Below are 13,965 nucleotides of genomic sequence, written 5' to 3'. Positions count from 1 at the left end.
CTCAAGTTTATTGCGTGTTCCACCTGTTTTTTATTATAATCCAAGCAGATTAAACACCCTACAATAACATCTAAAATAGCGTTAGAGACCCCCTAATGGAAGCCATTTATAATCCCCAATTGATTGAAGCATCAGTACAAAAATTTTGGACTGAAAACGATACATTTAAAGCTGTTGAAGATGACAGCAAAGAAAAGTTCTATTGCCTTGCCATGTTCCCATACCCTAGTGGCCGTTTACATATGGGACATGTACGTAATTACAGCTTAGGTGACGTAGTTTCTCGCTATCAACGCCTACAAGGCAAAAATGTAATGCAACCTATGGGTTGGGATGCTTTTGGTTTACCTGCTGAGAATGCCGCGATTAAAAATAAAAGCGCACCAGGAAAATGGACTTATCAAAACATTGACTATATGCGCAACCAGCTAAAATCTTTAGGTTTTGGCTATGACTGGGGCCGAGAATTAGCAACCTGTAAACAAGATTATTATCGTTGGGAACAATGGTTTTTCACTAAGCTGTATGAAAAAGGCCTAGTCTATAAGAAAAATGCCACGGTAAATTGGGATCCGGTTGATCAAACCGTATTAGCAAACGAACAAGTCATTGACGGCCGCGGTTGGCGCTCTGGCGCAATCGTTGAAAAGAAAGAAATTCCTCAATGGTTTATAAAAATTACCGATTACGCACAAGAATTACTTGATGACTTAGATCAACTAACAGGATGGCCTGAGCAAGTTAAAACGATGCAGCGTAACTGGATTGGTCGCTCACAAGGCGTTGATATGACCTTTCAAGTTGATGGCTTAGTTGAAGGTAAACAAGAAAGCTTTGATATTTACACTACACGTCCTGATACCTTAATGGGCGTTACTTATGTCGCCTTAGCTGCTGAGCACCCATTAGCACTAATTGCTGCAAAAAATAATGCAGAAAAAGGCAATACAGCATTAGCAGACTTTATTCAAGAATGTAAAGGCAACCAAACCACAGAAGCTGACATGGCTGCGATGGAAAAGAAAGGTGTTGATACTGGATTTAAAGCTATTCACCCGCTTACAGGTAAATTAGTCCCTGTTTGGGCAGCTAACTTTGTTCTAATGGATTATGGCTCTGGTGCGGTAATGTCGGTTCCTGGTCATGATCAACGTGATTATGAATTCGCTAAAAAGTATGGTCTTGAAATAATTCAGGTGGTGACTACTTCAGCAGAAAATGGAGAAGCGGAAGACGATATAGAAAAAGCAGCGATTACAGAAAAAGGGATTCTAATTAATTCTGGCGAGTTTGATGGACTGAATTTTGAACAAGCATTTACTGCAATAAGCGAGAAGTTAGCTAGCGAAAACAAAGGAAAAGTAACAACTAACTTCCGCCTACGTGATTGGGGTGTATCGCGTCAACGTTATTGGGGTACACCAATTCCAATGATTAACCTTGCAAATGGTGAGTCAGTGCCAGTGCCTGAAAATGAGTTACCTGTTGTTTTACCAGAAGATGTAGTAATGAATGGCGTTACATCACCTATTAAAGATGATCCTGAATGGGCAAAAACGACCTTCAATGGTGAACCAGCTTTACGCGAAACTGATACTTTCGATACCTTTATGGAATCTTCATGGTATTACGCACGTTATTGCTCACCAAATGATGATACTCAAATGATCGACCCAGCTAAAGCAAATTATTGGCTGCCAGTTGATCAATATATTGGTGGTATTGAGCACGCTATTTTACATTTACTTTATTCTCGTTTTTTCCATAAATTGCTACGCGATGTTGGTTTAGTTGATTGCGACGAACCTTACAAAAAATTATTATGTCAAGGCATGGTGCTAGCAGATACATATTATCGAGAAGCTGATAATGGCGGACAAGAATGGATTGCACCTACCGATGTAACCGTTGAGCGTGATGAAAAAGGTCAAGTAACCTCTGCCATTAGTAATATTGATGGAAAACCCGTTATTTCTGCTGGCATGAGTAAAATGTCAAAGTCTAAAAATAACGGTATTGACCCACAGGAAGTTATTAATAAATACGGCGCAGATACTGTGCGTTTATTTATTATGTTTACCTCACCACCAGAGCAAACATTAGAATGGTCTGATTCAGGCGTTGAAGGAGCACACCGTTTTGTTAAGCGTGTTTATAAACTGGTACATGACTTCATTGAGATAAATGGAGAGTCAACAGCAGTCGATAATATTAACTTGAATGCTGACCAGAAAAAACTCCGTCGTGAACTACATAAAACAATTGCTAAAGTAACGGATGATGTAGGTCGTCGTAATACTTTCAATACGGCAATAGCTGCCATAATGGAGTTAATGAACCATTTAACTAAGGCACCAATGACCACTGATGAAGACAAAGCAGTAATGCTTGAAGCGCTTCGTGCGGTAGTTATTATGTTAACACCTATTACACCACACATGTGTCACTACCTATGGAACCAATTAACGCAACAAACCGAGGTTGATAACAACAACGCGGTTGAAAATGCACAATGGCCTGTAGTTGATGAAAGCGCGTTAGTTGAAGATGAGAAATTAATTATTGTTCAAGTAAATGGTAAATTACGTGCAAAAATTACCGTTGCTGCTGATGCGACTAAAGAGACCGTTGAAGCACTAGGCTTAAACAATGAACATGTACTGAAATTTACTGAAGGTAACACTATTCGCAAAGTTATCTATATACCTGGTAAATTATTGAATATAGTGGCTAACTAAGATGAATTTTTCACTAATGCAGTATGTAAGCCGTCGGGCTATTAAGCAACGGAGTTGTATTTTTCTTGTAATATTGTCCACTAGCTTTTTAAGCGCTTGTGGCTTCCATCTGCGTGGTGATTATTTGCTTAGTGATGAATTGCAAACCTTATACGTAAGCTCTAGTGATGTACATGGGGAGTTGACCCGCTTGTTAAAACAACACCTTTCGCGCAACCAGGTTAATGTACTAAAATATAAAAGTGCACAAAAGCCTGAACTGCGCATACTCTCTGATACGCTAGATAGAAGAACCTTATCAGTATTTCAAAACGGTCAAGTAGCTGAATATGAACTCATTTACACAGTTCATTATCAGTTACAATTTGGCTCTGCAGATGGTGAAGCACCTGAAGAGCCTCAAAACTTCAGCTTTGAATTAAACCGAGACTACCAAGATGATCCTAATCTAGCATTAGCAAAATCTCGAGAGTTATCACTATTGTTAAGCGAAATGAGAAAGTCTGCTGCCGATAAAATTTTACGAGATATGGCAAGAATTCAACGATAGCATCGACAATTTTCGCTAATTTAAAACAAGGCATCCATGAAGATTTACCACAACCAACTACAGCAAACACTAACACAAGGCTTTAAACCTGTGTGGTTGGTTTTTGGGGATGAGCCTTGGCAAAAAAATGATAGCTTAGCAACAATTAGAAATCATGCCTTGCAACAAGGTTTTAGTGAAGTAATTCGCTTTACTAGTGATAATAGTTTTGATTGGCAGCAGCTTATTGATGAATATCAATCAATGAGCTTATTCTCTAACCAACGTATTATTGAAGTAGAGTTAACTACGGTTAAGATTGGAGATCATGGTAATAAAAGCTTACTTGCATTGAGTGAAGTGATTGAAAAAAATGTCGCATTACAAGATGTCGTGTTTATTTTTCATGGCCCTAAACTTGATGGACCTAGTGCGAATAAAAAATGGTTTAAAACCTTCACCCAACTAGGCTGCTACCTGCCAATATATGATATTGATACCAAAAGCCTACCTCGATGGCTACAACAGCAAGCAAGAAATCTAAATATTAACCTAGCTCCTGAGTTATCCTCATTATTAATTGAGCTATGCGAGGGAAATTTACCCGCTCTAGAACAAGAGCTGCAGAAACTTTCACTACTATTCCCGACTAATAATCAACTAATTAGTTTAAATGAAGCAGAAAAACTAGTCACCAAACAGGCTAAGTTTAATCCATTTCAAATTATTGATGCATTATTACTAGGTAATTGCAAAAAGTGCGTTGTGATGTTGGATCAGTTACAACAGGAAGGCGCAGCTACCGGACAAATAATTTGGGTCTTTCACAAAGAAGTTAGCCAGTTATACACCATGCTAAGTAAGTTAGCACAAGGAACACCACTCAATGACTTATATAAAGAATATCGTATTTGGGATAAACGTAAACCTTTATATCAGCATGCGCTAACACATATAAGCTTGAAAAATGCCAAACGAGCGGTGTCACGACTGGCCGATATTGATTTAATCAGTAAAACAAGCAGTGAATTTAACGCTTTTATATTATTAGCAGATCTATGTATCACACTTTATCACGGCGAGACTACTCAGCACTTTTCACTGAACTATGAATATGGTTAATCTACATTTAACTTAAGCTAGTTAAGTAGAATAAAGAAGATAAAGAGTAAAAGATGATAAATACAGCAAATGTGAGTGCAAAGAACAGTGAATGATATTGGCATTTTAGGTGGTACCTTTAACCCCATTCATCTTGGTCATACTTTACCCGCCAAGGCAGTCGCGGAGCATTTGTCATTAGATAAAGTGCTAGTTATTCCTGCAAGCATTCCCCCTCATAAAGCAACGCCTAATGTCAGCGCCAAACAACGAGCTACCATGGTAAAGTTAGCCTGTGAAAGTGAATCTATCTTTAGTTGTGATGAACGCGAATTACACCGTAGTGGTTATTCTTATACTGTCGATACTTTAAAAGAATTAGCATTATCATATCCCAATTCACGTTTATATTTCATCATGGGCCTAGACTCTTTATTAACTTTTACGCAATGGCATAAGTATCAAGAAATATTATCGCTTTGTCATTTAGTGGTAAATACCCGACCAAACTATCAACTAGAGAACATCAACCACGCGACTCAAATACTACTCAATGAACACCAAGTTTCGGATGTACATGCATTGAAACAAAAAAAATATGGCGGTATTTTATTACTCCCTTGCAGCCTACCAAACAATGAAAAACACTTAAATATCAACCTTTCTTCTAGTGAAATAAGACAACGTTTAATTAATAAACAGAGCTGCCAAAAGTTATTAAATCCAAAAGTATTAGATTTAATCAACAAAAATATGCTTTATCGTTAACGGCTTCATCAAAAAGTGTTACTATTACCAACTTATATGGTGCGTATTTTAACGCAGCTATTATCGGTGCTTTAATACCGAGCTTAACAATAAACCTAACTCTAGGAAGAACAACCTTGCAAACTGAAGAACTTAATAAATTTGTTATAGAAAAACTTGATGATATGAAAGGAAGAGATATTGTTTCTCTTCATATTACTAATAAAGCAAGTTTTGCTGACTATATGATTATCTGCTCAGGTAACTCAAAGCGTCACGTAAAATCCATCGCCCAATCTGTTGCAATGGAATGTCGCGCTGCTGGCTCTGCTCCTCGTGGAATAGAAGGTAACGATGTTGGTGAATGGTCATTAGTTGATTTGGGCGATATTATCGTTCATGTGATGACAGATGAAGAACGCGATAAATATAATTTAGAACAGTTATGGGCAGAAGAATAATTTAGCTGGGCTTAATAATGAAACTAACTTTATATGCCGTCGGCACCAAAATGCCTAGTTGGGTCACTCAGGGTTTTAGCGAATATTCTCGTCGCTTTCCTCGTGACTTACCATTTGAGTTAGTCGAAATATCAGCAGGAAAGCGTGGCAAAAATGCAGATATTGCCCGTATTTTAGAAAAAGAAGGTGAGCAGTTACTCAACGCTATTCCCAAAGGAAACCGAATAGTCACTTTAGAGGTGGAAGGTAAACCTTGGGATACGCCACAACTTGCCAAACAACTTGAACGTTGGCAGTTTGACGGTAGAGATGTCGCATTATTGGTAGGTGGTCCAGAAGGCTTATCTCCTGCTTGCATCAAAGCCAGTGAACAAAAATGGTCTTTATCGTCATTAACCTTACCACACCCTATGGTAAGAATTCTCATTGCTGAAAGCTTGTATCGCGCTTGGAGCGTTAATACTAATCACCCTTATCATAGAGAATAGCTGTGACGACTTATTGTATAGCTGAACAAAGCTTTCTTTATAATATTATTTACAATAAGTGTGCTAATAAAAATATATTCGCTGCTAAAATAGTATGGCTTAAAGGAAATAATTGTGGCTAAACGTCGTATTACGATGCGTAATCATAGCGCAGAAGCAAACTTATTTGCTCGCCGTACCTTTATTATATTTATGGGTGTATTAATACTTATATTAATATTGTTTAATAATATTTATTCACTGCAAGTAAATTCATTCGAAAAATACCAAACACGTTCTAACTCTAATCGAATAAAACTATTACCTGTTGCCCCGAATCGCGGTCTAATTTATGATCGAAATGGTGTCATTCTTGCTGATAACAAACCAGTTTACAGCCTAGCAGTTATACCTGAGCAAACTGAAAATTTACAAGAGAGTATCGACGAAATTAGTACGTTACTTAACATAAGTGATGATAGAAAAAAAAGCTTTTTCAAATCGGTTAAACGTAAACGCCGCTTCAAACAAATAGAGTTACACCCTCGCTTAAGCGAGCAACAAGTTGCCCTTTTCTCCGTTAATCAGCATAAATTCCCTGGTGTTTTTGTCGATGCTCGGCTAAAACGTTATTACCCTTTTGGTAAGTTAACAACACATAACTTAGGTTATGTAGCACGCATAAATCGTAAAGATGCTAATCAACTTGAAATTGATGGCAAGTCTGAAAACTATGCAGCAACGCATGGCATAGGGAAGCTAGGTATTGAAAAATATTATGAAGATATTCTGCACGGTACCATCGGCCATCAAGAAGTTGAGGTAAATAGTCGAGGTCGAGTTATTCGAACATTAGATTATAAACCGCCAACACCAGGTAAGGACTTAACGTTAACACTCGACATTGAGTTACAGATGATCGCTAAACGTGCTCTGGCAGGAAAACGTGGTGCGGTAGTTGCGATGGATCCACGTACAGGCGATATTTTAGCAATGTACTCTAACCCTAGTTACGATGGTAATTTATTTGTCCATGGTATTAGCACTAAAGATTGGAATAAAATACGTAATTCAAAAGATTTACCCCTAATTAATAGAAGTGTGCAAGGTTACCCGCCAGCATCAACAGTAAAACCCTTCTTAGCATTAACAGGGTTAGAAGAAGGTATTATTACACCTGAAACCCGAGTTTGGGATCCTGGTTGGTATCAACTTAAAGGTTTACCTAATAAATACCGTGATTGGAAAAAGTGGGGCCATGGCTGGGTTGACTTAAATAAAGCAATTGAGCAATCCTGTAATATCTACTTTTTTGATTTAGCTTTTAAGCTCGGTATCACCAAAATTAGTACCATGATGGAACGCTTTGGCTTTGGAGATTACACTGGCATTGATATACATGAAGAAAGTAGCGGTATCATGCCTAGTGTCGAATGGAAGCGTGCTCGCTACAATAAAGCTTGGTATACAGGTGAAACCTTGTCGGTTGGTATTGGACAAAGTTATTGGACCGTTACCCCATTACAATTAACCCAAGCATTAACAACCTTAGTAAATCGCGGCAAACGCAGAGTACCACACTTGCTTAAATCAACTAAAGAACGCAGCAGAGACTCAGATATTGAAGAAGAAGTCATTTATGAAGAGCAAGCACCTTTAGTACTAAAAAATGACAAGCATTGGGACTTAATACTTAACGCTATGCACCGAACAGTTCAAGAAATTAGCGCAACAGCTCATGCACCATTTAAAGGTGCAAAATATGATGCCGCAGGAAAAACCGGTTCAGCACAGGTTGCGCGTATTAAACAAGACGAAAAATATGATGCAGAAAAAACAAAAGAAAATCAACGAGACAACGCAATGTTTATCGCTTTTGCTCCCTATAATGCACCTGAAATAGTCGTATCAGTGGCAATAGAAAACGTTTCAAAAGGTGGCGGTGGCACCAATGCAGGCCCTGTAGCAAGACAAATTATGGATCAGTACTTTGGCAACAGAGAAATTGCATCTAGCTATGGAAGTTCAACTATCGATACAGATGATGTTGCTCATCACCATACTCACTCGCCATTACAACACAATTTGAGCACTAGTCATGCGGAATAATAACGAAGCGCAAGAACAAACCTATAGTATATGGCAAAAATTGCATATCGATTTAGTTTTACTGCTCGGCATATTATCACTTATGGCACTAGGGTTATTTATTGTCTACAGTGCTGGCGGGCAAGATATAGACATAGTTTACCGTCAAGCGATTCGATTAGGCGTTGCTTTAGTTGTTATGGTAGCCGTTGCTCAAATTCCTCCCCTCTCCTATAAAAAATGGGCAGTACCTGTTTTTGTAATAGGAATATTATTACTCGTTTCCGTATTACTTTTTGGCCATGTAGGTAAAGGGGCACAGCGTTGGTTAGATTTAGGTTTTATGAAGTTTCAACCATCTGAAATAATGAAGCTCATTGTCCCTATTATGATTGCTTGGTTTATTAGCCAAGAAAGTCTTCCCGTAAAAAAAACCACGATGTTTTTCGCTTTTATTTTAGTATTAATGCCAACGCTATTGATTGCTAAGCAGCCTGATTTAGGCACATCATTATTAATCGCTAGCTCAGGTATTTTTGTCATATTCCTTGCTGGTGCAAGCTGGAAACTCATTGGTGTATGTGTTGGTTTAGGCTCAGCTTTTGCTCCTATTTTATGGATGTTTTTGATGAAAGATTATCAAAGACAACGCGTAATGACCTTTTTAAACCCTGAACAAGACCCGCTTGGCTCAGGCTACCATATTATTCAATCTAAAATAGCAATTGGCTCAGGCGGCGTTACCGGTAAAGGCTGGTTACAAGGTACACAGTCACAACTCGAATTCTTACCTGAACGACATACCGACTTTATTTTTGCCGTTTTCAGCGAAGAGTTTGGTTTAGTTGGCGTCGGCATATTACTCGCAGTATACTTACTTATTGTAATGCGCGGGTTATGGATTGCTACGCATGCTCAAGATGCATTTACAAAGTTATTAGCCGGTAGCATAACTTTAACCTTCTTCGTTTATGTCTTTGTAAACATAGGTATGGTATCAGGCTTATTACCAGTGGTTGGCGTACCACTTCCCTTAGTTAGTTTTGGAGGTACTTCAATGGTGACTTTGCTCGCCGGTTTTGGCATGCTTATGGCTATCAGTACACATAGGCGATTTCATGTATAATATTCAGTTATTTCGTCTTAATTTATTATCAACATAGCTTAACAGCGAACATAAGATATTACTTTTTACTAAAACCATAATAAATATACTGCAACTATAACAATCAAACGTTTTATACAATGAGTCAATTCATGAGAATTCTACAAACACTTTTCTTAATTATTTCGGTGCTTCTCGTCGCATCCTGTAGTAATGGCCGTTATCAAGATAAACACGATAGTATCCCAACTCGACTGCCAAACCAAAGCGAACAACAAGATGCTATTGCACGTGCCGAGCCATACAGTAGAGGGGGGAATAAAGACTATCAAGTACGTGGTATCAATTATAAAGTATTACCTAGTGCAGAAAATTTTGAACAAATTGGCACCGCTTCTTGGTACGGTAATAAATTTCATGGTCATTTAACCTCCAATGGCGAAATTTATGATATGTATGCCATGAGTGCAGCACATAAACATTTGCCTTTACCGACATATCTTAAAGTCACTAATCTTGCGAATAATAAATCAGTTATTGTTCGTGTCAATGATCGTGGACCTTTTCATCAAAATCGTATTATTGATTTATCCTACAGTGCAGCCTATAAGCTTGATATGCTAACAAGTGGGACTGCAGAAGTAAAAATCAGTGCGATTACTGAATTTGGAGAGAAGGTAACAGCAATGAGCCCACCTATCCCCAAAAAAGAAGCTGAAGCCAAGCCAGTCGTCAGTAAAACCATTGCTGACCATTTACTTGAAAAGTCACTAACGAAAGAAAAAGATCATATTCAAGTCTTTGCTACGAGTAAGCATGAACTTGCACAAACAATAGCGAAAGAAATCTCAGCTAAATATTCTCAAACAGTTAAATTTCCTAAAGAAAACGGTATATATCGCATTCAAATAGGCCCTATAGCGAATACAACAACCTTAAATAACCTCTTGCTAGAACTAAAAAAAGGTAGCTACCCAAATGCCTATTTAAAGGCTTTATAATAGACAAAATAATGCAACCGTTAAGATATTAATACTAATTGTAAATCGATTTTTACAATTTACTTAATATCAACCATAGCCATGTAAATTAGAGCTGTTATACTTTCCTCTAGCTTTATATTAATTCATCACTCTATCGAACCTAACATTAAATAATTATGCCTATAAAATCAAAAAATATCATACGTAATTTTTTCAAAGTAATATCAACTTCCTTACTTGGAACGACTTTAGCTTTTTCATCGATAAGTCATGCAATAACAATTATTCCTGAAGCACCACAAATTAATGCTAAAGGCTATATTTTAATGGATTTCACTACAGGCAAAGTTATTGCTCAAAGCAATGCTGATATGCAACTAGCACCTGCCAGTTTAACCAAAATGATGACAAGTTATATCATAGGAAAAGAGTTAAAAAGCGGTAACATATCCAATGATGATAAGGTAACAATCAGCGAAAATGCTTGGGCAAAAAACTTCCCTGACTCATCAAAAATGTTTATTGAGGTCGGCACAGAAGTTTCAGTTGAACTGTTGAATAAAGGGATTATTATTGCATCAGGTAATGATGCTTGTGTAGCTATGGCAGAGCACATTGCCGGTAGTGAAGGTGCTTTTGCCGATTTAATGAATGCTCATGCTGAGCAATTAGGTATGTCGAGTTCATTTTTTGAGAATAGTCATGGTTTAGATAGCTCATCGCATATGACTACACCTCGCGATATGGCAACTTTAGCAGGTGCAATCATTCGTGACGTACCTGATGAATATGCTCTTTATAAACAAAAGTCTTTTACATACAACAATATCAAGCAATATAACCGTAACTCATTGTTATGGGATAAAAGCTTAAATGTAGATGGCATGAAAACAGGCCACACATCAAATGCTGGCTATAGCCTAGTCACCTCGGCAACAAAAGGCAACATGCGTCTTATTACCGTAGTAATGGGTACTGAAAGCGAGCGTGCACGTAAAGTAGAAAGTAAAAAGTTACTTAATTATGGTTTCCGTTTCTTTGAAACATTCACGCCATATCAAGCTGGTGAAGTGTTTGCCACTAACCGTATTTGGATGGGTGACAAGAAAGAAGTAGATTTAGGCATAACCATGGATATTCCTATTACTATCCCTCGTGGTCAACGTAAGAATTTAGAAGCAACATTTGAATTAGATCAACAATTGAAAGCGCCGATAGCTAAAGGCACAGTTGTTGGTAAATTGTTCCTACAGTTAGGAAATGAAGAAATTGCACAATACCCACTGGTTACGCTACAAGAAGTTAATGAAGGTAGTTTCTTTTCTAAAGTTGTCGATTACATTAAATTATTCTTTGCACAGTTTTTTGAATAAAAACGTTACTTAAATAATTTACATAAAAAAACCACAGGTAATATATAACCTGTGGTTTTTTTGTTTTAATGTCTACTTCATTTTACACTGTCTTTAAACATACTCTAAGATTAAACAACATGCTGAATAACCTGCACCAAAAGAGCATAACACTGCTTTATCTCCAGAATTGAAACCATCATGATGCTTATGCAAAGCAATAATACAACCTGCCGAACTTGTATTAGCATACTCATCTAAAATGATAGGAGCTTCTTCAGGAGTAGGATCGCGACCTAAGACCTTCTTACCAATAAAGTTATTCATATTAATATTAGCTTGGTGTAAATAAAGACGCTTAATATTTTCTGGTGCTAGGCCAACCTTATCCATTTGCGATGCTATTAGGTTCGATACCATCGGCAGTACTTCTTTAAATACTTTTCGACCTTGCTGAATAAAATATTTATCCACATCATTCTCAGTGTCAGGGCTACATTGATTCATGTAACCAATATTACTTCTAATATTATTTGAAAATTGTGTAATAGGCTGCTCTGCAATGATTTTAAACTGATGCTCTCCTGTCGCAGTAGAAGAGTCTTCAACAATAGATGCAGTAGCAACATCACCAAAAATAAAGTGACTATCTCTATCGCGATAGTTAATTTGTGGTGTCAGTATTTCAGGGTTAATCACTAATACGGTTTTAGCTGTACCACTACGAATAGCATTAGCCGCATTGATAATACCAAAGGTTGCCGCAGAACAAGCAACCAACATATCAAATCCCCAACCTGAACAGCCTAGCGCTTGCTGTATTTCTATCGCCATAGCAGGGTAAGAGCGCTGTGTATAAGCACAAGCAACAATAATAAGATCAATATCTGCCGCGGTTTTATTGGCTGCAGCCATAGCTTGTTTCGCTGCAGCAACACCAATTTCGGCTTGTAAGGATAATTCGTTATTGGGACGTTCAACAAATGTCGGTCTCATAACATCAATATTTAATATGTCTGACTTAGACATAACATAACGGCTTTTGATACCTGAAGCTTTTTCAATAAAAGCGCTACTCGAATGAGCTAGCGCAGTAATATCACCGCTTTCAATAGCTTGTTTATTACTACTATTAAAGTGATCAACATAACGATTAAAACAAGTGACTAACTCATCATTGGAAATACTTTCAGGAGGAGTAAATAACCCCGTCCCACTAATTACAACAGACATAAAATTCTCTCAAACTTACAAAGAAGGTATGACCACTAGTGTATTTTATTTGATAGGTTTTGTCGATTATTCGCCTACTTATTAAAAAGTTCTTCCGATATAGCGATAATTATATATAAAGATAAATTATCTTAGATAATAAAAGCTTACTCTTCAAAGTAAGTGCCCCAGCCGTCATAGTCTACGTTGCATTTCTGTGCTAATTCAAACATCGCTTTGGTTTCTTTTCGTAGTAACTCAGCATTGAGCATTTGCTCGGTTACAATATCAAAGGCAAATACTTTGTCGCCATTTTCAAGCTCAGCTTCTTCTGGCTCTTCAATTTCTAATCCAAGTTTAAATGCAGCTATCGCGGCTTTCTCAAGTAGATCAAAATTCTCACTAGCAAAATGATGCTCAATAGTATGATATACCTCTTCGTTTGTTCCATCTGATAATAACTCACCTACAAGTGCATCGGTATGCTCCAACCAACCTTCTAATTCTTTATCAATCATTTTATTTACCTTCTGCTAGTTCTTTATCAAGTTGACTAATTTTTTCTTTCATTAATGCGTGTGTTTGCTCAGCGATATTACGTGCACTGACGCTATCATCATTAGGAATAACAATAGGCTCTAATAGCTCAATAAGAATTTTTCCATTATTCCAACGGCCCAATTTAATTGTTCCTATTTGATTGCTAACACAAATAGGAATGATAGGAACATTAGCTTGCATTGCCGTACGAAAAGCCCCTGTTTTGAAAGGTAAAAGCCCTCGCCCTTTACTCCGAGTACCTTCAGGAAACATCAAAATAGAAAGTTTATTTCGAATGATTTTTTTGACGGTAACATTCATTGTGCCCATCGCTTTATTCGAGTTTTTACGGTCAATTAATATATTTCCTGTTAGCCAGTACATTTGACCAAAAAAAGGGATCCATTTTAAACTTTTTTTACCTAGCGTGACCGTACCTGGTTGCACTGCATTAGCGACGGTAAATATATCATAATTGTCTTGATGATTAGCCACATAAATAGCAGGGCCGACAGCCTTAACTGACTCAGGAATTCTTACTTCAACATCAAAGCCTAATAACTTACTCATCTTGCCTAAATATTTAGACGTATGGTAAACATTATTTCGATGAAAAGGCCTTATCAAACAATACGAGCAAGA

13 protein-coding genes are annotated in these 13,965 nt (G+C 37.4%); 10 read left to right on the top strand and 3 right to left on the bottom strand.

The window, feature by feature from the left end:
• Positions 1 to 95 precede the first annotated feature (95 nt).
• The 10 genes from leuS (at position 96) to KO509_RS03880 (ending at position 11,592) form a co-directional block, all read left to right on the top strand.
• Complete coding sequence (gene leuS, locus KO509_RS03925) at positions 96 to 2,738, top strand: leucine--tRNA ligase (RefSeq protein WP_215971988.1); 2,643 nt, start codon at positions 96 to 98, stop codon at positions 2,736 to 2,738.
• Between the two features lies 1 nt (position 2,739).
• Entirely contained in the window at positions 2,740 to 3,288 is a 549-nt protein-coding gene (gene lptE, locus KO509_RS03920; protein ID WP_252727370.1) for an LPS assembly lipoprotein LptE, read from the top strand.
• Between the two features lie 36 nt (positions 3,289 to 3,324).
• On the top strand, positions 3,325 to 4,389 hold the full coding sequence (gene holA / locus KO509_RS03915) for a DNA polymerase III subunit delta (protein WP_215971987.1): 1,065 nt from the start codon (positions 3,325 to 3,327) through the stop codon (positions 4,387 to 4,389).
• A 75-nt stretch (positions 4,390 to 4,464) separates the two neighbouring features.
• On the top strand, positions 4,465 to 5,136 hold the full coding sequence (nadD, locus tag KO509_RS03910; RefSeq protein ID WP_215971986.1) for a nicotinate-nucleotide adenylyltransferase: 672 nt from the start codon (positions 4,465 to 4,467) through the stop codon (positions 5,134 to 5,136).
• A 116-nt stretch (positions 5,137 to 5,252) separates the two neighbouring features.
• A complete protein-coding gene (rsfS, locus tag KO509_RS03905) occupies positions 5,253 to 5,576 on the top strand; it encodes a ribosome silencing factor (protein ID WP_215971985.1) in 324 nt (107 codons plus the stop codon).
• 17 nt (positions 5,577 to 5,593) lie between these two features.
• The gene (rlmH, locus tag KO509_RS03900; RefSeq protein WP_215971984.1) at positions 5,594 to 6,064 is read left to right on the top strand and encodes a 23S rRNA (pseudouridine(1915)-N(3))-methyltransferase RlmH; all 471 of its coding nucleotides are present in this window, start codon (positions 5,594 to 5,596) and stop codon (positions 6,062 to 6,064) included.
• Positions 6,065 to 6,178: 114 nt separating this feature from the next.
• On the top strand, positions 6,179 to 8,152 hold the full coding sequence (gene mrdA, locus KO509_RS03895) for a penicillin-binding protein 2 (RefSeq protein WP_215971983.1): 1,974 nt from the start codon (positions 6,179 to 6,181) through the stop codon (positions 8,150 to 8,152).
• The gene (rodA, locus tag KO509_RS03890) at positions 8,142 to 9,257 is read left to right on the top strand and encodes a rod shape-determining protein RodA (protein WP_215971982.1); all 1,116 of its coding nucleotides are present in this window, start codon (positions 8,142 to 8,144) and stop codon (positions 9,255 to 9,257) included. Before mrdA ends, rodA begins: the two co-directional genes overlap by 11 nt.
• Positions 9,258 to 9,388: 131 nt before the next feature.
• Positions 9,389 to 10,237, top strand: coding sequence for a septal ring lytic transglycosylase RlpA family protein (locus KO509_RS03885; RefSeq protein WP_252727369.1), 849 nt, complete (start codon positions 9,389 to 9,391; stop codon positions 10,235 to 10,237).
• Between the two features lie 158 nt (positions 10,238 to 10,395).
• Positions 10,396 to 11,592, top strand: a complete 1,197-nt coding sequence (locus tag KO509_RS03880) for a serine hydrolase (protein WP_215971980.1) — start codon at positions 10,396 to 10,398, stop codon at positions 11,590 to 11,592.
• A gap of 93 nt (positions 11,593 to 11,685) precedes the next feature.
• On the opposite strand, the gene KO509_RS03875 is transcribed toward KO509_RS03880, so the two are convergent.
• The 3 genes from KO509_RS03875 to KO509_RS03865 form a co-directional block, all read right to left on the bottom strand.
• Positions 11,686 to 12,804 (bottom strand): beta-ketoacyl-ACP synthase III, encoded by a 1,119-nt coding sequence (locus KO509_RS03875; RefSeq protein ID WP_215971979.1) that lies wholly within the window; start codon positions 12,802 to 12,804, stop codon positions 11,686 to 11,688.
• Positions 12,805 to 12,950: 146 nt separating this feature from the next.
• Complete coding sequence (gene rraB / locus KO509_RS03870) at positions 12,951 to 13,301, bottom strand: ribonuclease E inhibitor RraB (RefSeq protein ID WP_215971978.1); 351 nt, start codon at positions 13,299 to 13,301, stop codon at positions 12,951 to 12,953.
• Between the two features lies 1 nt (position 13,302).
• On the bottom strand, positions 13,303 to 13,893 hold the full coding sequence (locus KO509_RS03865; RefSeq protein ID WP_252727368.1) for a 1-acylglycerol-3-phosphate O-acyltransferase: 591 nt from the start codon (positions 13,891 to 13,893) through the stop codon (positions 13,303 to 13,305).
• Between the last annotated feature and the right edge of the window lie 72 nt (positions 13,894 to 13,965).

The organism is Colwellia sp. C2M11 (genome assembly GCF_018860915.1).
Lineage (GTDB): Bacteria > Pseudomonadota > Gammaproteobacteria > Enterobacterales > Alteromonadaceae > Colwellia.
Note: the sequence above shows the minus strand (reverse complement) of the source record. Positions and strands in the feature narration are given on the sequence as shown.

Bases quoted from the DNA above. Each gene is read 5' to 3' on its own strand.
- leuS (WP_215971988.1), top strand. From the start codon at position 96: ATGGAAGCCATTTATAATCCCCAATTGATTGAAGCATCAGTACAAAAA.
- lptE (WP_252727370.1), top strand. From the start codon at position 2,740: ATGAATTTTTCACTAATGCAGTATGTAAGCCGTCGGGCTATTAAGCAA.
- holA (WP_215971987.1), top strand. From the start codon at position 3,325: ATGAAGATTTACCACAACCAACTACAGCAAACACTAACACAAGGCTTT.
- rlmH (WP_215971984.1), top strand. From the start codon at position 5,594: ATGAAACTAACTTTATATGCCGTCGGCACCAAAATGCCTAGTTGGGTC.
- rodA (WP_215971982.1), top strand. From the start codon at position 8,142: ATGCGGAATAATAACGAAGCGCAAGAACAAACCTATAGTATATGGCAA.
- KO509_RS03885 (WP_252727369.1), top strand. From the start codon at position 9,389: ATGAGAATTCTACAAACACTTTTCTTAATTATTTCGGTGCTTCTCGTC.
- KO509_RS03880 (WP_215971980.1), top strand. From the start codon at position 10,396: ATGCCTATAAAATCAAAAAATATCATACGTAATTTTTTCAAAGTAATA.
- KO509_RS03875 (WP_215971979.1), bottom strand. From the start codon at position 12,804: ATGTCTGTTGTAATTAGTGGGACGGGGTTATTTACTCCTCCTGAAAGT.
- rraB (WP_215971978.1), bottom strand. From the start codon at position 13,301: ATGATTGATAAAGAATTAGAAGGTTGGTTGGAGCATACCGATGCACTT.
- KO509_RS03865 (WP_252727368.1), bottom strand. From the start codon at position 13,893: ATGAGTAAGTTATTAGGCTTTGATGTTGAAGTAAGAATTCCTGAGTCA.